The sequence below is a fragment of the Methanobacterium sp. genome, from assembly GCF_016217785.1.
In the GTDB taxonomy this organism is placed as follows: Archaea; Methanobacteriota; Methanobacteria; order Methanobacteriales; family Methanobacteriaceae; genus Methanobacterium.
In genome coordinates, this window is the sequence record NZ_JACRGA010000011.1 from 123,232 (window position 1) to 146,731 (window position 23,500).

The following is a 23,500-nucleotide window of genomic DNA, read 5'->3' on the forward strand; positions in this document are numbered from 1 at the left end:
GAATATATTTCTCCTAGAACTAAGAAAGGGTTAAACATGAAAACTCCCCGGGAATTAAAGGTAAAACCCATTAAAAATGGCACAGTTATCGACCATATCAGCGCTAACAAAGCCCTGAGAGTCCTTAAAATACTGGGGCTGCCCAGTCCGAAAATATCAGTGACTCTGGCCATGAATGTGCAGTCCAGTCAAATGGGAAGCAAGGACATTGTTAAGATCGAGGGAAGGGAACTGGCATCAAGGGAAGTGGATGAAATCGCACTCATAGCTCCCCATGCCACCATTAACATTATCCGAAATTATGAAATTGTTGGAAAGGGCAAAGTGAAACTATTAGGTGAGATTAAGAGCATTTTATCCTGTTCCAATCCCAACTGCATCACCAACACTGATGAACCCGTTACCACCCGTTTTGCTGTGCTGCAGAATGAACCCATGGTACTCCGCTGCCACTACTGTGAACGGATCATGGATCAGGCCGAAGTGGAAACCCAGTTCAGAGTATTCTAAATTTTCCAGATTTTTTTATTTATTTAAATCAAATTTATCATTCATAATCATCCCAATAAAAGGACGACTCCCGAATAAAGGATTATCCCAAATAAAAGGATTTATTTCAATTATATTTTCAAATCCATAACCAAAATACCCAATACCAAAAAAATCTTTAGTGTTGATGAATTTTAAAAAGGAAAAGGGGGAATTAAATGGTTTTAAAACGTGGAATTGTGGAAATAAACACCTTAGAGCGGGTAGAAATACAGGATATTACCCGGGAAGTTGAATCTGTCCTTAGAAATAGTGGTATTAGTGAGGGGCTTTTGAATGTTTACAGCCGCCATTCAACATCAGGAGTGGTTATAAATGAGAATGAATCGGGTTTAATCAGAGACTTTCAGTTAGCTCTTGGGAAACTGATCCCAGAGGGTGCGGGTTATCAGCACGACCGTATAGATAACAACGCCGATAGCCACATCCGCGGATTCATACTAGGCGGCAGCCAGACTATTCCTGTGGAAAATAGTAGGATGATGCTGGGAACCTGGCAGAGTATTTTCTTCGTGGAACTGGACGGACCACGGCAGAGGAAACTTACCGTGACTGTGATTGGGGAATAATAAATATCCTGGCCTGCTTGTTAAAAATTAAAAAATTTTAAGAAAAGAATTTTATAAAATAAGAATAAAAAATTATTGAAGAAATTAATGAAAAAAGAATTTAAATCTTATTAAAGATTTAAAGATTTATTCGGAATAAGAAGAGTTTATTTTAAAGATTTAAACTCCACTTCCACTGCCACCACAGGATACTCCAGTTCAAAGTTCCTGATGACTTGGGGGTTCATTTCACCGAAGAATCCCTCAACACATACCTCACCTGTTTCTTTTTTCACTCCTTTTAGTAGTGCGCATCTTCCCTTGATAAAGCTGGGATGGTCCAGGTCTTCAATCTCCATTTCCAGTCCAAGATTACTTATCAGAGCATCACTGGTTGATTTGATCTCGGTGAAGTTAGCCTGGGAATGGGTGGTCATGGCTGCCAGTTTTTTAACACCCACAGTTCGGGTTTCTCTTTCCCTGTCCAGGAAGACTGTTTCCCCTACTTCAAAGATCCTCTGGGGAAGTTCTTCATGCTTGTTATCCTCCAGGAATTCCAATAGACCATTAAGAAGACTCTGACGGATCATGGTCCTGTCCTGGCTTATGGGCTGGGCTACTTCCACCCGTTCGGTCTCAGGGAGTTTCATCTTCTGGTAATGATTCTCCTCGTTGGTTAACATGAGACTCATAACCTCCGCAAATCCCAGGCCGTTCATGATTTCCCGTGCATTCTGGTCAAAGTCCATATAAGGGTCTTCCCGGGCCACTGTGGCCACCTGTGGTAGTTCCGGTTCTATCTTGCGGAAGCAGTAACCAATGGCCACATTCTCTATTATATCCACTTCGTGGAGGATGTCCGCCCGGTAAGGTGGAATCAGCACTTTTACTGTATCCTCATCAACAACTGTGGCATCGAAGCGTACCTTTTTCAGGGATTCTGCCACTACTTCTGCTGTGAGCGGTATTCCAATTAACTTAACTGCATTTTTCACACTGACTGTTCTTTCTTTGGGTGTTAAATCGGGTCTGATGAGTGTTTCATCCTGGTAAATGTTCTCCATGGTCTGGATGGTTGCTCCTGATTCTGCGAAGCTGGTGGTGATAATGTTCAAGGTTCGCTCAACTGCCTGCTGGTCAGTGCCTGTGACATCCACAAAGAGGTTTTTAGTGTCAGTGGTGAGTTTTGTGAGCTCACCATTGATAATAGGTGGCATGGAAAGGATATTATCCTCGGAGTCCATTATCAGAGGGTAACGGTCGTACTTATCTATCAAGTGGGCGTAGGATTGTCCTTTCTTGTGTTCAGTTAGTATTTCCCGGAGGGTCATTTCTTCATCCATGTCCAGGGGTACGAAGGATGTTTCATCGGGAAGAGCAGCCAGGTACCTGAAGGGCCCCTTCAACACGTCCAGGTTGTGGATCCCAATGGCCACTTTTTTACGGTCACGTCCTATCACCCAGTGCAGGTCTTCCTGGAAGTCCATGATCTGGGGGAGTTTCTCATCAGTAAATTCGACATTACGAACCAGGCAACAGGCAGTGTAGGGCCTGATACCCTTAAGCCCAGGGTCTATGGTGATGCTGGTGCCGGCTGGTTCCAGGTGGTACTCTGGTATTCCCTCATCTATTTCCAGGAAACCCTTGAGTGCCCGGGCCACTCCCTCCACACTCAGGTAGTCTGGTCGGTTGGGGAAAAACTCCACCTTAACCTCTTCATCATCATAGTCCTCAATATCACTCCCAATCATAGGGAGAAGATCGATGAGTTCATCTTTGTCAATTTCTCGTTTTAACAATTCTTCCAGGTCAGTGTAGGTGAATTTTATAACAGGCATGACTATTTCCTCATATTTTTTTTATATTGACTTGTTTAATTCTAATTAAATGTGAATATAATCCCAGTAAAATGGTTAATAGTATGGAACTATTATGTATGGAATTATAATTTTGGATTTGTGAATCTTTATATGCCTAAAAGCATGAGGAAGAACAGTGATTCAACTGTAAAGTGCAGGGCACGGTGCTGTAACCAGGTCATCTCCAATCCTGCGACCTCATGGTAGAGGTCCACAACCAAGTGTATGGTTGCTGCTAAAAATCCTATTTCCAGGGATAAAAACAGCAGGGACAGGAGGATGAAGTGGAAAACTGCTTCCAGGAACTCGTGAACCATCCACATTCTAATGGTAGAGCCGACTATTTTCTGAATTATTCCGGCCAGTAAGACGTAAAAATCAAAGAACACCTTCCAGAATATCTGGTTATGTGCCTCATCACTTATGGCCAGGATAACCGCAATGTAAAACCACAGCATTTCCATAATACATTCACCGTTATTTTCCAACAGAGTTTTAGATTTATTATTTTTTTTATATCAACGTAATTTTATAACATGTAGCTATAATATAGCTATAAATTAAATTATATCCATTGGTTAATAAACTATAGAAATAACTTAACTCAAAAGCATATATATTAATTTGTATTAGCTATTAATATTGGCTGATTTTAGAGTTTACTACTGATTTACCATTATAGGAGACCTAAGATGAAGGAAGTTGAGGTTCCCAAGGACTACAATCACGAAAATGAAATAGACTGGCAAGCAACCTGGCAGAGAATGAAACTTTACCAGTTCAACCCGGATGAAGAGCGTCCTCGTTACATAATAGACACACCACCACCATACCCCACTGGATCCATCCATATTGGACACGTTCTAAACTGGTTATACATGGATTTATTAGCACGTTGGAAGCGTATGCAGGGATATTCGGTGTTGTTCCCCCAGGGATGGGACTGTCACGGTCTTCCCACCGAGGTTAAGGTGGAGGAAACCCAGGGGATTAAAAAGAACGATGTGCCCCGGGAGGAGTTCCGGAGGATGTGCATTGAACTCACCGGTGAAAACATCCAGGGTATGAAAACCCAGATGCAACGCATGGGCTACTCCCAGGACTGGAACCGGGAATACGTGACCATGACCCCGGAGTACAAGGAAAAGACCCAGCGTAGTTTCCTCCAGATGTACCATGATGGTCTTATCTACCGGGCGGTGCACCCGGTGAACTGGTGCCCCCGTTGTGAGACAGCCATTGCTTTCGCTGAAGTTGAGTACCAGGAAAATGAAACCTTCCTCAACTACCTTGAATTTCCATCTAGCACGGATGAACCTGGTGTGCCCATTGCCACCACCCGGCCAGAATTACTGGCCGCATGTGTAGCAGTAGTAGTACATCCGGAAGATGAACGCTACCAGCACCTCACCAGTAAGAAAGTACAGGTACCCCTGTTTGATCGGGAAGTGGAGATCATCACTGACCATGAAGTGGATCCTGAATTTGGTACCGGAGCAGTTATGATCTGTACCTTCGGGGATAAGACCGACGTGATGTGGGTTAACCGTTACAAACTGGACATCATTGAAGCCATAGATGAACAGGGAATAATGCAGGATGTCTGTGGTAAATACGCTGGGCTCTCACTGGCAGAATGTAAAGAAGCCATAGTGGAAGATCTGGATAAGGAAGGATTCCTCACCCGTAAAGAGAAAGTTAACCAGAATGTGGGCCAGTGCTGGAGATGCAAAACACCCATTGAAATCCTGGTAAAAAAACAGTGGTTCGTGGCAGTTAAAGAATTAAATGCTCATGTCGAGGAAGCTGCCGAGAACATGAACTGGATACCAGAACACATGAAAACCCGTCTTTTAAACTGGACCGGTAACATGGACTGGGACTGGTGCATAAGCAGGCAGAGGATATTCGCCACACCCATACCAGTATGGTACTGCAACAGTTGTGGGGAGGTATTGTTACCTTCTGAGGATGAGCTACCCATTGACCCCACCCAGACACAACCATCACAACCCTGCAAGTGCGGAGGCACTGATTTTGCAGGGGAAATTGACGTCTTAGACACCTGGATGGACAGTTCCATCACACCACTGGTGATTGCTGGCTGGCCATCACCGGAGTACCGGGACCTTTTCCCATCCAGCATCCGCCAGCAGGGACACGACATCATACGTACCTGGGCCTTTTACACCATCCTTCGTAGCCTTGCCATCACTGGAGACGCGCCTTTTAAGAACGTGGTGGTGAATGGAATGGTCTTTGGTGAGGATGGTCATAAGATGAGTAAATCCAGGGGAAACGTCATCGCCCCTGAGGAAGTGGTGGCAGAGTACGGTGCCGATGCCCTGCGTCTCTGGGCCGCCAACAGCGTACCTGGATCCGATGTGCCCTTCGCCTGGAAGGATGTTCAGCACGGTTACAAATTCCTGAGGAAGTTCTGGAATGCCTTCCGCTTCGTGAACATGCACCTCGCAGGTTACCAGGAAGAAAGTGCAGACAATGCGAAAAGTGCAGACAATATTAAATCCACCCTGAAACCACTGGACCAGTGGATACTGTCTGGTTTGAACCAGCTGGTGGGAGAGGTTACCCAGGCCATGGAGGAGTACAACTTCGCCCATGCCCGTAACCGTATCCAGGCCTACGTTTGGCATGATTTCTGTGATGATTACATTGAAGCAGTTAAATACCGACTGTACACTGAGGATGAGGGAGAATCAAAACAGGCCGCACTTTACACCCTGAACACGGTTATTAAAACCTCTTTAAAACTTCTGGCCCCCTTCACACCCCACTTCACCGAGGAGATCCATTACTACCTGGAAGGATATGGTAGTGAAGAAAATGATTTGAAAGAAAATGATTTAAAATATGGAACTCAAGGATTCAGGAGTATCCATCAGGAAACCTGGCCAGAAGTAGCAGAAGATCTTCTGGATCCAGTAGCTGATGAAATAGGCAGCATAGGAGTGGAAGTGATTAGCCAGTTAAGGCGCTTTAAAGCCAGCAGGAAGATGCCCCTGAACACACCCCTCAAAGCGGCCACCATTTATTCCAGTTCACCTGAAATTTACAATCAGCTGGTAACCCTCCAGGAAGATATTAAGGGCACCATGCGTATTGAAAAGTTGATGATAACCGAAGGGAAACCTGATGTGCGGGAGATAGTGGTGGAAGTCACTCCCCGTATGGATAAAATCGGTCCGGAGTTCAAGGGACAGGCCCCGGTAATAGTCAAGTACCTGCAGTCCAGTGACCCCCAGGAAATAACCAGTACCCTTGAAGAGGGGGGTTACCTTGATATTGAAGGATCCCGGATCACCAGTGATCATATCACTACCACCAAAGAGTTAGTGGGTCGCACCGGGGAGAAGGTGGAGTTAATTCTCATGGAAGAACTGGATCTGGTTACCGAACTGGTGATCTAACCCAAAACTAGTGATATAACCCCAGAACTAGTGATATAACACCAGATAAGAAGAACCGAAATATAAGGGAATTGGTGATAAAGGTGGAATTAAAGGTAGAAAAGGCCAGCAAAATAAAAGGAGTGGTGAAAGCCCCTCCATCTAAAAGTTACACCCATCGTGCTCTCTTAGTGGCTTGTCTGGCTGATGGTGAGTCTTACTTAAGGGATCCCCTCTACTCAGCCGATACCATGGCAACCTTAGAGGCCTGCCAGTCACTTGGATGTGATATTGAAATTCAGGATGATCTGTGCACAGTTCAGGGCACAGCCGGGGATATTAAAACACCAGGAGATGTTTTAGACCTTAAAAACAGTGGCACCACCCTACGTTTTCTCACCACCATGGCCAGCCTGGCCCCCGAGTGCACTGTACTCACTGGTGATGATTCCCTGCGGGGAAGACCCATGCAGGACTTATTAAACGCCCTCCATAAACTGGGAGTAAAGGCCTACTCCACCCGAAACAACGGCCTCCCACCCATGGTTATAAAAAATGGATTTCACGGGGGTGAAACTGAGATTAAGGGTGATGTCAGTTCACAGTACATCTCATCCATCCTGCTTTCAGCTCCCTATGCCCAGAATCCAGTGGATCTAAGGGTGGTGGGAGATTTCAAGAGCAGACCCTACGTGGAGATGACCCTGGATATCGCAGAAAAATTCGGAGTGCACTGCCAGCAGGGACCCGGAAACCAATTCCATCTTGATAAACAAACCTACCAGGCCAGGGATTACACCATCGAAGGAGACTACTCCTCTGCATCATATCTTTTAAGTGCTGCTGCTATTTTAGACGGGGAAGTAACTGTCCAGAATCTTTTCTCAGAGTCAAAGCAGGGTGATAAGATAATACTGGATATCCTCAGAGAGATGGGTGCTAACATCAGTGTAAAGGAAGACCAGGTTACAGTGAAAGGAACCATAGCATCCAATAAAGAAAATAATGAATCCAAAAATAATGAATCCAACAACAGATCTACCAAATCCCAGAACCTCACCAGTGATCTTCATGCCATAGATGTGAACCTTGAGAACTCACCAGACCTCCTGCCCACGGTGGCTGCCCTGGCAGCGGTGGCCCGGGGAACATCCCACATAAAAGGGGTCGAACACGCCCGGTTCAAGGAAACCGACCGGGTGCATACCATGGCCCTTGAATTAAGTAAACTGGGAGTAAATGTAACCGAGGAGCAGGATGGGCTCATCATCCAGGGAGGAGCACATGGTGGTGTGGTGGAAAGTCACGATGACCATCGCCTGGTTATGGCCCTCACCCTGGTGGGACTCCTTACTGGAGGTGTGTGGATTAAAGGTGCGGCTGCACACCGGGTATCTTTCCCTAACTTCCCCCAGGTAATGGAAGGTTTGGGATGCCCCATCAAAATCATTTAGACCAGTTACTTTTTTTCATATTTTAAAATTAGAAATAACCAGTGGATAAGGGAATAGTTTATTAAAAGATACTTATCAAATAACATAATCAAGTGATAGTTGTACGGGATAGGTACTATGCACTGATCTATGTAAAAGATTTGAATATTGGTGTAGCACTGGAATATTTACAAGGGGTTAAAATGAAACACAACAAGGAAACCAAAATCGTGGTTATGGGCGCCTATAACTCGGGAAAAACCACGACCTTAGAACAGATCTGTCACAACAGGGCCAAAGTTGAATATAATGGAACCACCACCGCACTGGATTATGGTAACACCATGATCAGTGGCGAGAAAGTGCACTTTTTCGGAACCCCTGGTCAGGACCGCTTCCGCTTCATGCGCAGGATCCTCTCTGAGGGTCTGGATGGAGCCATACTGGTGGTGGATAACAGTAACGGGATCACACCCACAGACCAGGAGATCCTGGGACGTCTGGATGAATTCCAGATCCCCTATGTGATTTTCGCCAATAAACAGGACTTAAACTCCTCTGATCTGGATATAGATTCGGATGCCCCTGTAATTGGCACCATTGCCCAGGAAGGAGAGGGAATAATGGAAGGAGTGGAAATCCTTCTGGAAATTGTTAAATCACACCAATAATCGTGTTTATACACCTTACATTTTTATTTAATTGTTATTTTTATGATAAATCTTTTTATCTGAGGATCTTCATTAAAATTAAAAAAATGTTGAATTTAAAAAAAATGTTGACAACTAATAAAGATTAACCGAAAATACTTATCTAAAAGATTTTAACAGGAGACACCAATCTAAAAGATTAACAGGGGATACTAATCTAAAAAGATTAACCGGAAATACTAATCTAAAAGATTTTAACAGGGGATACTAATCTAAAAAGATTGGCAGGAGATTAAATATGGATATGAGCCAACGGGTGGATCTGATTATGGAACGTCTGCAGCAGCAGTACGATCTACGTGTATTTGAGGATGGTGACCCCTACCGGGTTCTGATTAGAACCATACTCTCCCAGAGAACACGGGATGATAACACTGACCGGGCTTCGGCACAACTTTTCTCAGAATATCATACCATGACTGAGATTGCTGAGGCAGATCCTGCTCTTCTGGAGCCCCTTATCCGTCCGGCTGGTTTTTACCATGTGAAGGCCAAACGTATTGTAGAAGTTTCCCGTAAACTACTGGATGAATTCAAAGGCCAGGTACCGGATGATATGAAGGGCCTCCTGGAATTACCAGGTGTGGGACGCAAGACAGCCAACTGCGTACTGGTTTACGGTTTCCAAATACCAGCTATCCCGGTGGATGTGCACGTGCACCGTATAAGCAACAGACTGGGCCTGGTTGACACCAAACACCCTGAAGAAACTGAATTGGAACTGGAAAAGTTGGTTCCCAGGGAGTACTGGATTGAACTCAATGATTTGATGGTGCAGTTCGGACAGACCATCTGCCGCCCCCAGTCTCCCCGACATGAGGAATGCCCCCTCCAGGAACTTTGTGATTATTACCAGAACCTTGAAGAAAAATAGCAAGTGAAGGAAGGATCACAGCACTTAAAACAGGATTTTAATGCTAAATGACTATTTTAAATTTATTATAAAATCTTAAAATAAAATATAACCCCTATCTAAACTTATTTTTTTAATTGATTTTAAAGGTTGATTATACTAAACAACTAAAAAATATTATTATATTTGGGTTTAATGGGAAAATTTCCCGTTTTAAGGACTATTGTTCTATTATATTACTATTTTCATCAGCTAGGAGTTTAATCGTTGGTATAAACAAAATATTATTTACTTAGTTCATAGGATAAGTAAGTACATAATTTATTACATAATAAAAATAGTTGTATGTTGTATGAATATTGATATTAAGGAAGTGAATCTATGAAAACCAAATATTTAGTGGGACTTTTAGTTTTGATTGTGGCCATTGGTGGTGCCACAGCATGTAGTTTTTTATTGCCCCAAGGAACGGATACATCAGCAGCTCAGAGTAACCCTACTCCAGCTGTAACTGCCCCTGCTGGAAACGATTCTTCAAATTCACAGGAGCAGACTCAGGAAGAAAGCACAGCTAAAAAGACTGTGCAAGCCCAGAAAGTTACCTGTACCAAGTGTGGAGGTAGTGGAGTCATCAAGTGCAGCAGTTGCAGTGGAACTGGTCTTCAAAAAGGATCATGTGCCAGCTGTGGTGGAGATGGTAAAGTATATGTTGATGGTAATGGAGCTACCCATCCCAACGTGGTGCAGCTAGTTGCTGTTCTGGCCTGCCATGAAGAGACCTGTTCTGCCTGTGGAGGAAACGGTGGCAGTAAAACCTCCTGCACCAAATGCGGAGGAGATGGAAAAATAACCTGCCCTTCCTGTGGAGGAGATGGATACACCTAAAAACAGGTAGGCATACCTAAAAAACCTCTCTTTCTCTTTTTTTGAATCATTTTCTCTTTTTTTGAATAAATCTCAGTAGATTTTAATAACCATTATTTTAGAAATCAAAAAAGAACCCACATCCAAAGAAACCCACATCAAAAAAAGAACCCACATCTAAAAGAATTTATATCTAAAAAATTTCATTCTGTAGGTACACTCCTAATACTAATTTTTGCTATCCAAACCAGTATCACGCAGCATAATAGTTATTAAGTGCTTACTCATAAAATTAGTCTTGAATATTAATATTATATAAGTAGTAAACTGTAAATTAAAACACATCTTGTTAATATCGATAATAAAAATTTATGGGGGCGCATAATATTAGTGTTAATTATCTTGATACCTATTTGGAAACAAAAGACCTCATGAGATACACTTCCAGTTCTTCAGTTAGAGTAACAATTTTACTCTGTCTCAGTGAAGGTCTGCAAACTATGAGCGAACTGAAAAAAGAGACCGGGATTAGCAGTTCAACCATATCCCATAACCTCAGTGACCTTGAAAAAAGGAAGATAACCACCAAGGACGGGGAAAAATATCACCTATCACCCCTTGGAAGAATCATAACCCTCAACCTCATTGAAAATATTAAAAACAACTCTGTGGTTAGTAAATTTAAGAAACTGTGGATGGACCATGATTTAAGCAGCATACCCCCCACCATGATAAAGAGGATTGGGGATTTGCACAACTCTGTACTGATTGAAGCAGAGTCCGGGGAGATTTTCAAACCTCATGAAACCTATCAGAAGATAATATCCGGATCAAAATATATTAAAGGTGTTTCACCAATTTTCCGTTTCAATTACATTGATCTTTACAAAAAATTAGTGGTTGAACATGAGATAGAGGTGGAACTCATACTGACCCAGAATATAGTAAACCAGACTATGGGTGGTATTGATGGTCAGAACTTAGAGTATCTTCAGGATTTTATGTCCCGAGATAAAGTTAAATTATGGGTTATTCCTGATGTGAAAATTGCGTTCACTGTTACTAATAGATATTTATCATTGGGCTTATTCCATGAAAATGGAAATTATGATAGTACCAAGGATCTTGTAAGTGATGATCATGGGGCAGTTGTTTGGGGTAACCAGCTATTTGAATATTATAGAGACCAGGCTCAGAAACTCGAACTTTAAATTCATTATACGTTTTTTGGTTATATTAACATCAAGTTCCGTGTTCATAGCCCTCACCGGCTGTTTAAAAACCTTTTTTTCCTTTTCTTTATACGGAACTCCCATTTCTTATCCATTGATACTGGCTACTTTTCTGGTGATCTACTCGGTTTACGGTTTAAACAAGATAACCGATACTGAAGAAGACCAGTTAAATGCACCGGAAAGATCAGATCTCATCTCCAAGCATGAAAAGCTATTCAAATACACTGCAGTTTCAGCCTACATCCTGGCAGTGATAATCGGACTTTTATATGGATGGCAGGTACTTTTAGTTCTCCTTTTCCCATTACTAGCCGGGGTAGTGTACAGTATACAGATCAATCCCAGAATTCCCAGGTTAAAGGATATATTTGCGGTGAAGAGCCTGATAGTTGCACTGAGCTGGACTGTGGGCAGCACCTTCCTCCCCATAGTTGATTATAATGTTAATCTGATGATTATGCTGCTGATATTTTATTTATTCTTCATTAAAAGTTTCATTAACACGGTGCTCTTTGATCTGATGGATGTGGAGGGGGATGAGAAAACTGGAACCAGGACTATACCGGTGGTTATCGGTGCATCCAGCACCATCAAACTCCTTCTGATTCTCAATTCTACCCTGCTAATCCTGATTCATGTCTGTCTGGTCTACGGATTGTTTAAGATGTTCCTCATTCCATTGATATTCTGCATAATCTATGGCTACGTTTATATACTGTATTTCTCACGTAACAAAAACCGTTTTAAAATGGATATCATGGTGGATGGTGAATGGATACTCATCGTATTCATCAGTTTACTGCGGATGAGAATGTAATAGATAGATTATGTAGGTAAAATAAGGGTGAATGTCAAAGAAGGGATGAATATCAAAAAAGTATGCGAAATAAGGGAATATTCAAAAAAAGAATAATTGGAATATGAAAAAAGAAGTATTATAATTGCAAAAGATGATCGGATTTGCAAAAAGAATTTAGAATTGCAAAAAGAACTATTGGATTTGCAAAAAGAAGTATTGGTAAAATAAAATAGAGGGAGGGAATAAAAAAGAATCCCAAAAATCCTGCAGGAGTTAAACTGTCCTGGAGGAGTTAAGCTGCTTTTAACCCTGCAACCTTTGCTGCAAAGCTCTGCAGCACCTTTTTGGATAGTCCTTCCACGAATTTCAGACTACCCGCGCATTCATGGCCACCACCATCAATACCTGCTTCAGGAATTTCCACCAAAAGCTCCTGGATTATGGTGTTAAGGTTGAATCCGAATATCTCGTTAACTGCATCGGTGGCCCTGATAACACCAAAGTCTGGTCCGTAGGCCAGGGTGATGATTGGTGTTTCCTCCCCGAATTTCTGGACCATACTGTCATGGACAAAGCCACAGGTTTTACCCGGAGCTGGGAAGGTGAATTTATGGGCGAATTTCTCCACATCCAGGACACTGAAGATGATCCCATTGGGGAAGGTCTGGGTTTTCAGGTTAGGCAGGGCTGCTGCCAGCTGCCATTCCACACGTCTTTGTGACTCGGTGTAAAGGGCGTCCACCAGTTTGGTGTGTTTTTCCCTGTTACCCAGTCCCAGTATGGTGTCCATTATTCCACGGCCGTTCATGAAGCGCAGGAAAAATGCTTCAAAGTCTATGGCAGTGGCGATCTTTTCCAGGTCTTCCAAATCATATCCTTTCTCTTTTGCAAGATCAATGTACCACTGTGCTTCTGGTGACCTTGCATGGTCACCCACTGCTGCAATACCAGGCAGGTGTAAGAGTCTGTCTTTTACTTCGGGGTTGATCATCTGGGCCAGTTCCACTGCCAGGGCACCGGCAGTGACCTGACTGTCACCCCCCTCCAGGTAGGGGTTCACGTGCACATCCACATAGTCATCCACTGCCACTCTGCCATCGGTGACTACTCCAGGGTAGTGGTGGTCCACCACCACCACTTCTATGTCGTAGATTTTAACCTTTAAAAGGGCCAGGATATCTTCCTCGGTGGAACCGTTATCCAGGAGGACCAGTAATGGTAGTTTCTGTCCGTGGCGTTCCAGGTCTTCCAGGGCAAAGCTCAGGTCCTTCACCACATCTTCTATTTCATAGAAGGGTGCTTTACTGGGGGACCTGCGGAAGTAGTGCCATTCCGCATCGTTGGATGGGTTGATCTCCTGGAGTAAGGGTATGACTGCTTTTTCCACTGCCACACCGGCACAGATCCCATCGGCATCTGCATGGTGGCGTACCAGGATGCTGCGTCCGTCCATAACTGCTCTTCGTATGGCTTTAGCCGCAGCAGCTAATCTTGGTCTTAATTTCTGAATTATAGGTGCTTCCTGGATTAAATCAGTGTTTTCTGGTTCGGCACGTTTGTCCAGGGCTTCATCTATGCGTTGTCTTGCTTCGGTGGCTTCTGTGCCGTGGAGGCGTTCAATGCTTTCGGATTCTATCTGGATCTTACCTCCATGGAGGGAGACTTCTCCCAGGACTTCTACCATGTTATCGATGTTGATGTTAGGGTAGACCCTTACTCCTGGTTCGTCAAAGGCTGCTGCCCAGGTGATTCCGGTTTCATCGGAGATGGTGAAGATGGTGGGGCCGCTAGTCTGCTGTATCTGCACCACTTCTCCCACCAGGCTCACGTTTCTTCCCTTAATTTTAGGGGTGAGATCTTCGATTCTGGTGCGGGGCATTTCTTTTTTAACCTTCACCAGTTCGTAGGTTCCCTTGATAGCGGCAGGTGCCAGGTCCACTTCTCCCCGGCGTGGTTTGATCTCGGTGATCTGGACGAATAACTCATCACCCACACTGTATGGTGGGTTTCTGAGGCGGAGGAGTCCGTATAGTTTTTTGGATAGACTTACAAATACACCATAGTCTTCTACCCTGGTGATTTTTCCCTTGTAGTGTTCTCCCACTTCCAGGTCACTCATTTCCGAGGCAGGGTGTAAGATGTAGACTCGTGGCTTATCCTGGCTGTCCTTGCAGTCATCGCAGTAGTCTCCCTTTTCTATAGGTTTACCGCACTTGGTGCACAGGTTAATTTCTCCCTTCCCCGAACATTCCGGGCATTCCTCGGTGACTTCCACTTCTCCTTTACCACTGCATACACTGCAGGGTACTTCCTGTTCCTCGTCCAGTTGGAAGCGTTCTCTTGCCCCTCCGGACAGGCCTTTCAGGTGGCCTTTTATATCTACTTCACCGGAAACTCCGGTACCATGACAGGTTTCGCATACTTTGTAGCTAACTACCTTGCGTCCTTTCCCTTTACACTGTGAACAAATAACCATTTTCTTACCTTTACAATATTTTGATTTTGATAATTTTTACTGAATAATTAAGCAGTATTGAAGGTTTGGTTATTAGGGTTGTTAAACTTAATTCTTATTAAACATTTAAATAATAATAATAATAATAATAATAATAATAATAATAATAATAATAATAAATCTTGTATTTAGGATTCTCATCACCAATACTTTGGATGCTGCACATACAAGCGCCCCCGCTTTTTTAGTTACAGCTGGTGTCATGAGGATCTTACTTTTTTTCTAGGGAATTCATGATTACAGAATGCTCCCACAAAATCGTCAGATATGCATTAACTTAATTAACATTGGTCAATTGTAGATCCATATTGCGATTTTTGACATAGTTTTTAATTCATTTTTAATAATGTTATAAATAGCAAAATTAGAAAATTTATCTGATGAACAATGCTTCTCACATAAATAGTAAATATTACATATTTATATACTTATAATATCCATAATTTGCCAAAGATAAATAAATAAAAGGTTTAACAGTTCCCTCCGAGGATTTCTCCAGTTTGAGCATCTACTTCTGTGTTACCAACTTTTTTACCATTCGGAGCAAAAAGAGGCACATTCCAAACTGGTCGTCCATTGATTGTTATGAGAACAGGATCTCCTAACGTACTACTATCAACCAAAGTTTTTTGTACTATACTTTTTGCTTGTTGTGCAGATATACCCTGTGATTCACTATTAGACTTGGATTCACTAGGAGTATTTGAAGAATCAGATGCCTTATTACTATTTGAACTTGATGTAACTGTTGGCGTACTTGTGGTATTTACAGAATTATTTGTTGAATTTGAAGCATTAGACGCGTTTTGCTGTAAAGAAGTATTATTTTGAGTGCTAGTGTTATTTCCTAGTTGTGTGTAACCATAAACTGAGACAATTGCCCCTATCATTATTAAAATAGCTATAATTAAAATATATTTTTTCTCCAATATTTTCACCCACTCTATTTCAATACAGTATTAACTCTTATTAAAATTTATCAAAGTAATATAAAAACTTAATTTAAATATCATCTTTATAATAAACCAAACTATTTAGTAGCCTTTTTATGAGCCAATCCACACAGCATCCCTGGCATCTTCTAATGCCATCGGTTATTTGGATTTTGCCTTCTTTTCCACATTCGTCACATTTACCTTCAGTGTATTCATGATGATATACTTCAAACACTTTTATTCCCCTACTTGTGCTTTTGTCCTGAAATATTCTCTATTAATATTCTAAATTAAAGAAGTGCGGTTGACTGGATTTGAACCAGCTTCTCATCACTGGTTTGTGATGTGTTTTGGCCTCTATTAAAACTACAACCGCTTAGGATAAGGTTTTTCCAGTGGGAGTATTTTTTTACGCATCTTTTTCGATAATGGATAAAGATACTTGAATTTTCCTTCAGTGATATGAACCTTGCATTTGGGTCCATGTTTTTTTGTATCCATTTTAATGATTGCTCTCCCCCCATTGCAGCAATTGATCGGGGGTGTACTTTTTTATTTTTATTATAGATGCACCGGTTGTGTTCTGGTTTTTTAATCCTACGTAAATCCAGTTACCTGCTTGATAAATTCCACCTAAATGCTTCTGGTCTTTATCAGCATAACTAACAGCTAATTTAAGGGCACATAGATCCTTTGTCCTAGGGCCTTCTGTAAGGATCCATAAAACCTGCTGCTGGAGATCCCCTGTGATCTTAAGATCATCCATCTGGGTTATTGCAGTCCTGATTTTCTGGTTTTCTCTCCATTCTTTTTTCAGATCCACATTTTCAGGATTAATCTCACCCGGTTGTTTGGTTTTATACTTCCAGAGTAGGAAGTTTACACTTCTTGATTCCCTTTTAACTTGATCTATGGCCATCATCTACATGCATCCCTCCTTAAGGCATTAAAGGTTTGGTCATCCCTAATTATTATAGTGGAGGAAGGTATTTAAATATAAGAAATAGTTAATATTCAATATAAGATATGAGGAATTCACATGGAAGAAAAAATGCCAGGCTTAACTTTACTATCGTTTTTATTAATTTTAGGCATTATTATTTATCTTTATTTATCTGAACCCTCCCCCGAGTTAATTCCAATAATATTTTTATTTGCATTCGGTAGTCTCGGTGGAATTTTAGATTATAAAAAATATCGCAACAATAAACTATTACTAATTTTAGGATTATCATCATTAATATTAATGTGGATAATAGTTTATCCATACGTTAATCAATTTAACAACCTATTAATATCGCTTTTATTAAGCACAATTGCTATAATCGGATTTATGTACGCTTTTCTAAAAAGTTGGTGAATATCTTCAGGAAAAAAGAGACCAAATAACATGACATATTTGGAAGGTATTTAAATATACGAAAAATTTAACAATATTGGGAAGAATGGAGCAGGGGGAGTTTGAAACTGTTTTTTTCTAAACATATCCTCCACATTTATGTATCGGATTTGGTCGTCCCCCACATAAAAACCTGGCAAAGATATAACAAGAAAATTGCCCCCACAATAAACCCCGTCTGCCTATTCTTACCTTCAATTTATGGGAAGAGGGGATGAATTGACAGAAGCACCAGAAGAAATAATTGAATTAGTGGATAAATTTGGGCTCATTCAACATCAAATTACTTAAATAAATATTTATTAGGACTAATAAATTCTAAAACTTTGAGTTGGTGGTATGGGAGGACTTTGACATCCCCCACTAATTATATAAGAGAATTTGAATCAATCCCTATCCATAAAATCAATTTTGATGATAAAAATGACCTTTTAATCTATGGCCAGATAGTATCATTAGTAGAACAAATTTTCAACTCAATAAAGAGATTGAAACCATCAGAACACCTCAAGACAAGGAATTAATCCAGAGACAGATAGACGCGACAGATAAACAAATAGATGCTTTGGTTTATGAATTGTATGGTCTAACACAGGCAGAAATCAAATAATTGAGGAGATTTAATGGATAATAAACTAATCCAAAGGAAAATTTTAAAATTGTTGTATAATCTCCTTCAGATAATAATGGAAAAAAAGCATTATCAATTTATTATTGAAGATCCTAAATGGAATATATAATTGGAACTAATATTAGTAAGTGAGAGGGTGGAAAGCATGTTTAATAAAAGTTCCAATGTGTTGGTTACAATACTCCTTTTTTGTTTTTTGGTGATTATTTCTGGATGTATTTCTTTGCCAAATCCTAATGAAAAATTGTTAGTAGAATTCACAATTCCTAAAGATCCGAGTGTGAATACATCTACTCAAAGAACGATATCATTATACAATGTAACAATACCTGAAGGAACGAAATCTATTATTATTGAATCAGAAGATACTTCCCCCACAGCCTATGCAACTGAAGATGATTTAAACAAAAGAAGTATTTTATTTGTTAATGCTTACTCGGTGGCACCAGAGGATGAAAATTTAACTAAATATATGGTAAATTATGTTGACAAGATTTATGTACCTTTTAATAATCGAAAAGAGTTGAAACAATCAAAAATCAGAGGACTGATTATTGGGGCCGAAAATATTCAAGGAAAAGTTAAAGTCTATATAACTACCTAAGGAGACCACCAACATTGAAAGTGCTGAATTTGCTAATATTTTTAAAGGGGATGAAACAGCAACCTTCGAAAGTATCATTATGGCTAAAGTCCAAATGTTCTTTTTCACCATAATTATATCAGTGTCCTATGGTGTGATGCTTTATGTCCTGATTGCCAACAACGATCCTAGTCAAATTGACAGTTTTCCAGTATTAGATGATAGTATAATAGCTATTCTGGCCATCAGCCACGCAGGTTACTTAACAAACAAAGCAATAGACCAAACAGCAGTAGATAAAACCGCATAATTCCTTTTTTTCTTAAAAATTTATTGGTTTTTTGGTAGTGGTTGCAGGTTTTCTGAATCAACATCTTAGTCACATTATGTCAGGTTTGATTTGTGAACCAATTGCTATAATAAATATTAGAAGTTTTTTATTTATTTATTAATAAATTTTACTAAATCATTATTAGTAGTATTATTTTAATAATAATCAAATGTATTTAATTATTTGATGGTAGTACTAACTAAAAACTATCTGATTAAATTTTAAATAAAATATTTTTTAAGGGGGTTGAAAAAATGACTGATACGGTACCTAGTGCTGGTGAAGAGTTGTCTTCGATAGATTTTTCTAAAATGATTGGTGGTCCATTAATTGCTGTGGTGAATGCTCAAACTCAAGCATCACTTGCAACAGTGAACTTCGTAAAGCAAGTAGGGTTTAAACCTAAAACAGATTCAAAGTCAGGTACACCTCAAGAACAGTTTACGGGTGAACCTACTACTGTGACTTTTAAATATGAAAAAGATGGGAAAGAAACCGATTTAAAAGTTCCATTACTAACTATACTTCCAGTTCCGTATATTCGTGTAGAAGAAACTGACATCAATTTTTTAGCTAAAATAAATTCAGTTGAACATCATGAAGTTGATAATGATGTTAAAGTAGATGCCGAGGTGGATGCTAAAGTTGGTTGTTCATGGGCTAGTGCCAGTTTAAAAGTTTCCACGGCTTACCAGCACAAAGACGAATCTGGAAGTAATGTTTCTCGGGATTATTCATTGGAAGTTAAAGTAAAAGCTGTTCAAGATGAAATCCCAGCTGGTATGAGTAAAGTCCTTAGTATTTTAGAAAATCAAATCAAAGAAACCCCCGCAACAAAACCTACGATAGAATCTTCTAAAAAAGAAGTAAAAGGTGAATTAATAGGGCCTAAAGGGGATACAATTGCCAATATAGATTAATCGGCTAATAATGCCAATTCAATCTGTAAGTAACGGTTTCAGGTTTCAAATGGTAGACTTCAGATTATTTACAGATATCCATAAAAATATGGGGATTTCGTATAAATAATTTGACTCGAATAAGGTAATAAGGAATAATATATGACGAATTTGAGCCATTTAATGGGTAGTTTAATAACCCAAATAGAAAAAGGGAGAGTACAGGGAGACCTAGGAGTATTAGAAATTGCTAAGCTTTACAAAAATGACAGCATATTAGCAGGATTTCCAGTACCTCGAATGGTTCTAGATTCAGTTGAGGTTGACCTTAAAATAGCAATTGATTCAGTACCTATTTCATCAACATGTTTAACAGCAGAATCTCAATCGCAGCTAATGAAACAACTGAAAACAATGATACATACTTTAAATATCGAAAAAACATTTGAACAACTAATACAAATAAATTCGAACTTCCAAAAAGTTTGGCAAAAAGAGGAAACTAAAATTCTAGAAGAATTATCGAATTTATTTACAAATGAAACTGAAATCAAACCAGAGTTACATGTCAACCTAGCAACTTCAACTATAATGAATCATATCCTAAGCACAATCATGTCTTCAATATCCGACCTTGATACCAAAAATCTCCAAAAATTTTTTGATAAAGATTTATATCAATTAGAAAATCGCGTGAAAACTCAAATTGAAAAAATCATTAATAACTTAATTCACAATCCGATAGATGATACATATGATATTGAAGTACTCGTAACTTCATCAGAATTAGAAGATATCAGCCCAGATAAAATTACCACTATTAAATTAAAATTAAAAGAATCTGATCGTAGCTGGATAAAAACAAAAGAAAAAGAAAAATTAATTCCATACTAAATTGAAGACAATTGGTTGAAAATTATTAGAGTAACTTCTAATAGAACAAATTCAACTTTTTTCCATGAATTTCTCCAGCTGCTCTTCAGGTAGAATTTTATCCTCACCTTCAACATGAGGATCATCTTCCAGGTAAGCTGATTTCAGGACTGGTTTTATTACTGGTATTGCCCCCCTCGGCTGTCATGGCCTTGCTGATTGGTTGGTCTGATGTATCCAATCATGTTGAAAAGGTCCTGTTCGAAATCAAATCCTTTTTTATTACAGCATTTTTGTAGAGTGGCCAGGTCATATTTTTCCAGGTCTACCCGGACACCTTTCTCAGATACCTGGTATGGTATGCTACGATCTCCACTGAGGATCTCATCAATACGATCCATTATTTTACCTTCAAGGATTCTCTTCTGAAGGGCCATTTTCTGAAGTTCTTTATCATCTGCTACGAGGTTTATTTCTATGGTAGTGATTTTATCAACCTTCAAGGTCTCGGTCTGCGCCCGGGTCCATGTAGATTATCTTGGTAAAATGTATTTAAAAAAAGTAATGGCAAAAGAGAGCAAAAGATAAGTTATTTCGTGCTATTCCACTGTGAACATGTCTTCTTCATACGTATTAACCTCAAAAAATAGATTTTATGGATATAACTCGATTTTCTTGAATGTAATCTGATTTATTTGGATGTAACTTGGTTTTCTTGAATGTGATTTGATTTATTTGGATGTAATGTGGTTTTCTTGAATAATATGGGGCTATTTATTTTGAATAAATGATTCCAAATTATTGATTTTTATGATTTGATTTTATTTTTTGATTTTATGATTTGAATTTGGTGGGGTTCTGTTGTACTATTTCATCCCTCTGTTTCTGGTATTCCAGGGATGTGTCCATGTAATTGTTGGCCAGATCCACATGGGTGTTGCCGGTTTTGGTGTCATTCCGGGTGAAGAGAGGTATTGCTACCTTCAGTTCGTTGGTGGCGTTGATCTTGGCATCCAGTTCCTGGAGGGTGATCTGCAAGTAGGTGATGTAAACCTGGTCCTGGAGGTTCTTGGCATATATCAATGCCTCCTGGGAGGTGGTTCTCGCCAGGTTGAACTCAGTGGATGCGTTATCTGCCTGTGACTGTGCAGCTGTGTACTGATACTTGTTGGTGCTGGTTGCTGCCTGGTTAAAGTAGCTATCTCCGGATTTAATGTGATCATTAATGGTATCAGTTAACTGGTCTATCTGAGTCACCTGGGTGCCTAAACATCCTGATAAATAAACAGTCAGGATTACCAGGACGAAGATAATGATTGTCTTACGCATAACACACCTGCATACTTTTAAACTTACTTTCACACCATGAAATTTAAATATAAATCTAATATGTATAGAATTACTTGAAATATTTGCCTATTAAAAGTTTGAATATCAAGAGTAATTAGTAATTGGATATAGTTTGAATAGTACTGAATTCCTATTAATAGTTTTGATAATTGAAAAGTCTGAAACAAATTTGAATAGTCCCTGAAATAGGTTTGATATTAAATAGTCCGGAAATAGTTTGAATTTATTGGTTTGATTGGGCACTATATGAATCCAGTAAAAAAAATGGAAAAATATGATGTATAATTATGATTTCCATAGTCCGTGGATGTTGCAGTAGGTCCTGGCCTTGAGTTCACTTTCCTGGTCTGGTTCTACCGGGAATTCTGCCTCGGGCTCATCACCAGGCTTTAAAAACTGGATGAACACATGGTTATCTGTGGCAAGCTCCACCCATTCTATGTGGTGATTTTCTTCCATGGGATGGGGTACTTCTCCCACCTTAACCTTAACTCCCTCTGCAGTTTTCTCAATCACTGGTCTGTGTTTAATGGAACCATCATCATCCTGTTTCTCCTTCAAAAGTTCCATGGCTACTTCACAACAAACCAGTTTGCCCGGACCCACACAGAGAACATTAATTATATTCCCACAAATATCACATCGATATATCTGTCCTTTTTCAGTCATTTACACCCTCAATTTTTTTTTGTTTAATAGATTTTAATACCGATTTTCAAATACAGATAAAAAAATTCAAAAAAACTAAACTATTGGCTTAAATATTCCCCTAAATATTCCTATTTTAAATAATGGGTTTTGAATCAATCTGCATTCAAAATAATGACCCCAAATAATCCACATTTTAAATAATTTTGAATAATTCAAATGACTTTTACTGTACCACAGCTTAAATGATTAAGGTTATCCCCATTTAATTTAGGTAATCTCCATTTAAGCAAGGTTTTTTAATTGTTTTCCCAAAAAAAAGGTAGGGATAAATTCCCGGGTAGGGGAATTTGGTTTAGATTATTATTAGTACTGTTCGCAGCGGATGAAGAAGTACTTGGTGGGGTGGTCACATGCAGGGCACTTTTCTGGTGGCTCTTTTCCAGTGACAGAGTAACCACATTTGAGACAGGTCCATGAGACAGCTTCATCTTTCTTGAAGAGGGTGCCGGCTTCCACTTGTTCCAGGAGTTGGGTGTACCTTTCCTCATGGTGAACTTCTGCCTTTCCAATGGCCAGTAATCTCCGGGCCACAGCATCTAAGCCTTCCTGTTTAGCTACTTTAGCAAATTCTGGGTACATTTCACTGTTTTCGTAGTGTTCCCCTGCTATGGCGGCTTTGATGTTTTCCACGGTGTTACCCAATGTTAATGGGGCTTCTGCTTCCACGTGTATCTCATCATCAACCAGATTCGGATTTTTCTTAATCTCCTGGATCATCTTGAACAACCATTTAGCATGCTGTCGTTCGTTCTCAGCAGTTTCCAGGAATATCTCGGAAATTTGAGGGTAACCATCCTTTGTAGCCTGTTTCGCATAGAAACTGTAACGGTTTCTAGCCTGACTTTCACCAATAAATGCCTTTGTAAGGTTTTCTAAGGTTTTTTCCATTATCAACACCATATTAATATTGAACATCAAAGTTTATAAATTTTTATCATTAAGCCAGGCATTTATATTAAAAAAAATCCACCAGAACCCGGAAAGTGACTAAAACAGAGTATGAATAAATTCGAGAT

25 protein-coding genes are annotated in these 23,500 nt (G+C 39.9%); 14 read left to right on the plus strand and 11 right to left on the minus strand.

The features are described 5' to 3' along the window. Positions 1–36 precede the first annotated feature (36 nt). Together pyrI and HY987_RS05615 are read left to right on the plus strand one after the other, a co-directional pair. Complete coding sequence (gene pyrI, locus HY987_RS05610; protein ID WP_292756473.1) at positions 37–510, plus strand: aspartate carbamoyltransferase regulatory subunit; 474 nt, start codon at positions 37–39, stop codon at positions 508–510. 197 nt (positions 511–707) lie between these two features. Beyond that, positions 708–1,118, plus strand: a complete 411-nt coding sequence (locus HY987_RS05615; RefSeq protein ID WP_292756475.1) for a secondary thiamine-phosphate synthase enzyme YjbQ — start codon at positions 708–710, stop codon at positions 1,116–1,118. Between the two features lie 146 nt (positions 1,119–1,264). On the opposite strand, the gene pheT is transcribed toward HY987_RS05615, so the two are convergent. Together pheT and HY987_RS05625 are read right to left on the minus strand one after the other, a co-directional pair. After that, complete coding sequence (pheT, locus tag HY987_RS05620) at positions 1,265–2,935, minus strand: phenylalanine--tRNA ligase subunit beta (protein WP_292756477.1); 1,671 nt, start codon at positions 2,933–2,935, stop codon at positions 1,265–1,267. 128 nt (positions 2,936–3,063) lie between these two features. Continuing rightward, positions 3,064–3,420: a hypothetical protein gene (locus tag HY987_RS05625; RefSeq protein ID WP_292756479.1), complete on the minus strand. Its 357-nt coding sequence runs from the start codon at positions 3,418–3,420 to the stop codon at positions 3,064–3,066. Between the two features lie 228 nt (positions 3,421–3,648). Here HY987_RS05625 and HY987_RS05630 point away from each other — a divergent pair, with 228 nt between their 5' ends. The 7 genes from HY987_RS05630 (at position 3,649) to HY987_RS05660 (ending at position 12,275) form a co-directional block, all read left to right on the plus strand. Next, complete coding sequence (locus tag HY987_RS05630; protein WP_292756481.1) at positions 3,649–6,384, plus strand: valine--tRNA ligase; 2,736 nt, start codon at positions 3,649–3,651, stop codon at positions 6,382–6,384. Between the two features lie 83 nt (positions 6,385–6,467). After that, complete coding sequence (aroA, locus tag HY987_RS05635) at positions 6,468–7,817, plus strand: 3-phosphoshikimate 1-carboxyvinyltransferase (protein ID WP_292756483.1); 1,350 nt, start codon at positions 6,468–6,470, stop codon at positions 7,815–7,817. Between the two features lie 182 nt (positions 7,818–7,999). Next, a complete protein-coding gene (locus HY987_RS05640; RefSeq protein WP_292756485.1) occupies positions 8,000–8,467 on the plus strand; it encodes a GTP-binding protein in 468 nt (155 codons plus the stop codon). Between the two features lie 277 nt (positions 8,468–8,744). Further along, on the plus strand, positions 8,745–9,380 hold the full coding sequence (gene nth / locus HY987_RS05645) for an endonuclease III (protein WP_292756487.1): 636 nt from the start codon (positions 8,745–8,747) through the stop codon (positions 9,378–9,380). Positions 9,381–9,740: 360 nt separating this feature from the next. Beyond that, on the plus strand, positions 9,741–10,244 hold the full coding sequence (locus HY987_RS05650) for a hypothetical protein (RefSeq protein ID WP_292756488.1): 504 nt from the start codon (positions 9,741–9,743) through the stop codon (positions 10,242–10,244). 410 nt (positions 10,245–10,654) lie between these two features. Next, positions 10,655–11,434: a winged helix-turn-helix domain-containing protein gene (locus tag HY987_RS05655; RefSeq protein ID WP_292756591.1), complete on the plus strand. Its 780-nt coding sequence runs from the start codon at positions 10,655–10,657 to the stop codon at positions 11,432–11,434. Continuing rightward, positions 11,364–12,275, plus strand: a complete 912-nt coding sequence (locus HY987_RS05660) for a UbiA family prenyltransferase (RefSeq protein ID WP_292756490.1) — start codon at positions 11,364–11,366, stop codon at positions 12,273–12,275. The genes HY987_RS05655 and HY987_RS05660 overlap by 71 nt, the downstream gene beginning before the upstream one ends. A 274-nt stretch (positions 12,276–12,549) precedes the next feature. Here the strand turns inward: HY987_RS05660 and HY987_RS05665 are convergent, their stop codons facing one another. The 5 genes from HY987_RS05665 to HY987_RS05685 all read right to left on the minus strand — a co-directional run bounded on the left by HY987_RS05665 (position 12,550) and on the right by HY987_RS05685 (position 16,629). Continuing rightward, complete coding sequence (locus HY987_RS05665) at positions 12,550–14,733, minus strand: DHH family phosphoesterase (RefSeq protein ID WP_292756492.1); 2,184 nt, start codon at positions 14,731–14,733, stop codon at positions 12,550–12,552. 509 nt (positions 14,734–15,242) lie between these two features. After that, positions 15,243–15,701: a PepSY domain-containing protein gene (locus HY987_RS05670; RefSeq protein ID WP_292756493.1), complete on the minus strand. Its 459-nt coding sequence runs from the start codon at positions 15,699–15,701 to the stop codon at positions 15,243–15,245. A 73-nt stretch (positions 15,702–15,774) separates the two neighbouring features. After that, entirely contained in the window at positions 15,775–15,942 is a 168-nt protein-coding gene (locus tag HY987_RS05675; protein ID WP_292756494.1) for a hypothetical protein, read from the minus strand. A gap of 131 nt (positions 15,943–16,073) precedes the next feature. After that, complete coding sequence (locus HY987_RS05680; RefSeq protein ID WP_292756496.1) at positions 16,074–16,208, minus strand: hypothetical protein; 135 nt, start codon at positions 16,206–16,208, stop codon at positions 16,074–16,076. Position 16,209: 1 nt separating this feature from the next. Then, positions 16,210–16,629 carry a hypothetical protein gene (locus tag HY987_RS05685; protein ID WP_292756498.1) on the minus strand — a complete coding sequence of 140 codons (420 nt, stop codon included), beginning with the start codon at positions 16,627–16,629 and terminating at the stop codon, positions 16,210–16,212. Between the two features lie 117 nt (positions 16,630–16,746). Between HY987_RS05685 and HY987_RS05690 the strand changes: the two genes are divergently transcribed. From HY987_RS05690 to HY987_RS05710, 5 genes are all read left to right on the plus strand, one after another. Further along, the gene (locus tag HY987_RS05690; RefSeq protein ID WP_292756500.1) at positions 16,747–17,067 is read left to right on the plus strand and encodes a hypothetical protein; all 321 of its coding nucleotides are present in this window, start codon (positions 16,747–16,749) and stop codon (positions 17,065–17,067) included. An 815-nt stretch (positions 17,068–17,882) separates the two neighbouring features. Next, positions 17,883–18,341, plus strand: a complete 459-nt coding sequence (locus tag HY987_RS05695) for a hypothetical protein (protein ID WP_292756502.1) — start codon at positions 17,883–17,885, stop codon at positions 18,339–18,341. 79 nt (positions 18,342–18,420) lie between these two features. Beyond that, on the plus strand, positions 18,421–18,630 hold the full coding sequence (locus HY987_RS05700; protein ID WP_292756504.1) for a hypothetical protein: 210 nt from the start codon (positions 18,421–18,423) through the stop codon (positions 18,628–18,630). Between the two features lie 275 nt (positions 18,631–18,905). Next, positions 18,906–19,571, plus strand: coding sequence for a DUF2589 domain-containing protein (locus HY987_RS05705; protein ID WP_292756506.1), 666 nt, complete (start codon positions 18,906–18,908; stop codon positions 19,569–19,571). A gap of 141 nt (positions 19,572–19,712) precedes the next feature. Continuing rightward, positions 19,713–20,444 carry a hypothetical protein gene (locus HY987_RS05710; protein WP_292756508.1) on the plus strand — a complete coding sequence of 244 codons (732 nt, stop codon included), beginning with the start codon at positions 19,713–19,715 and terminating at the stop codon, positions 20,442–20,444. A gap of 158 nt (positions 20,445–20,602) precedes the next feature. Here the strand turns inward: HY987_RS05710 and HY987_RS05715 are convergent, their stop codons facing one another. From HY987_RS05715 to rbr, 4 genes are all read right to left on the minus strand, one after another. After that, positions 20,603–20,926 carry a hypothetical protein gene (locus tag HY987_RS05715; RefSeq protein WP_292756510.1) on the minus strand — a complete coding sequence of 108 codons (324 nt, stop codon included), beginning with the start codon at positions 20,924–20,926 and terminating at the stop codon, positions 20,603–20,605. Between the two features lie 331 nt (positions 20,927–21,257). Continuing rightward, a complete protein-coding gene (locus tag HY987_RS05720; RefSeq protein ID WP_292756512.1) occupies positions 21,258–21,752 on the minus strand; it encodes a hypothetical protein in 495 nt (164 codons plus the stop codon). A 306-nt stretch (positions 21,753–22,058) separates the two neighbouring features. Beyond that, the gene (locus tag HY987_RS05725; RefSeq protein ID WP_292756514.1) at positions 22,059–22,442 is read right to left on the minus strand and encodes a desulfoferrodoxin; all 384 of its coding nucleotides are present in this window, start codon (positions 22,440–22,442) and stop codon (positions 22,059–22,061) included. Between the two features lie 345 nt (positions 22,443–22,787). After that, a complete protein-coding gene (rbr, locus tag HY987_RS05730) occupies positions 22,788–23,372 on the minus strand; it encodes a rubrerythrin (protein ID WP_367146883.1) in 585 nt (194 codons plus the stop codon). Positions 23,373–23,500: the final 128 nt, after the last annotated feature.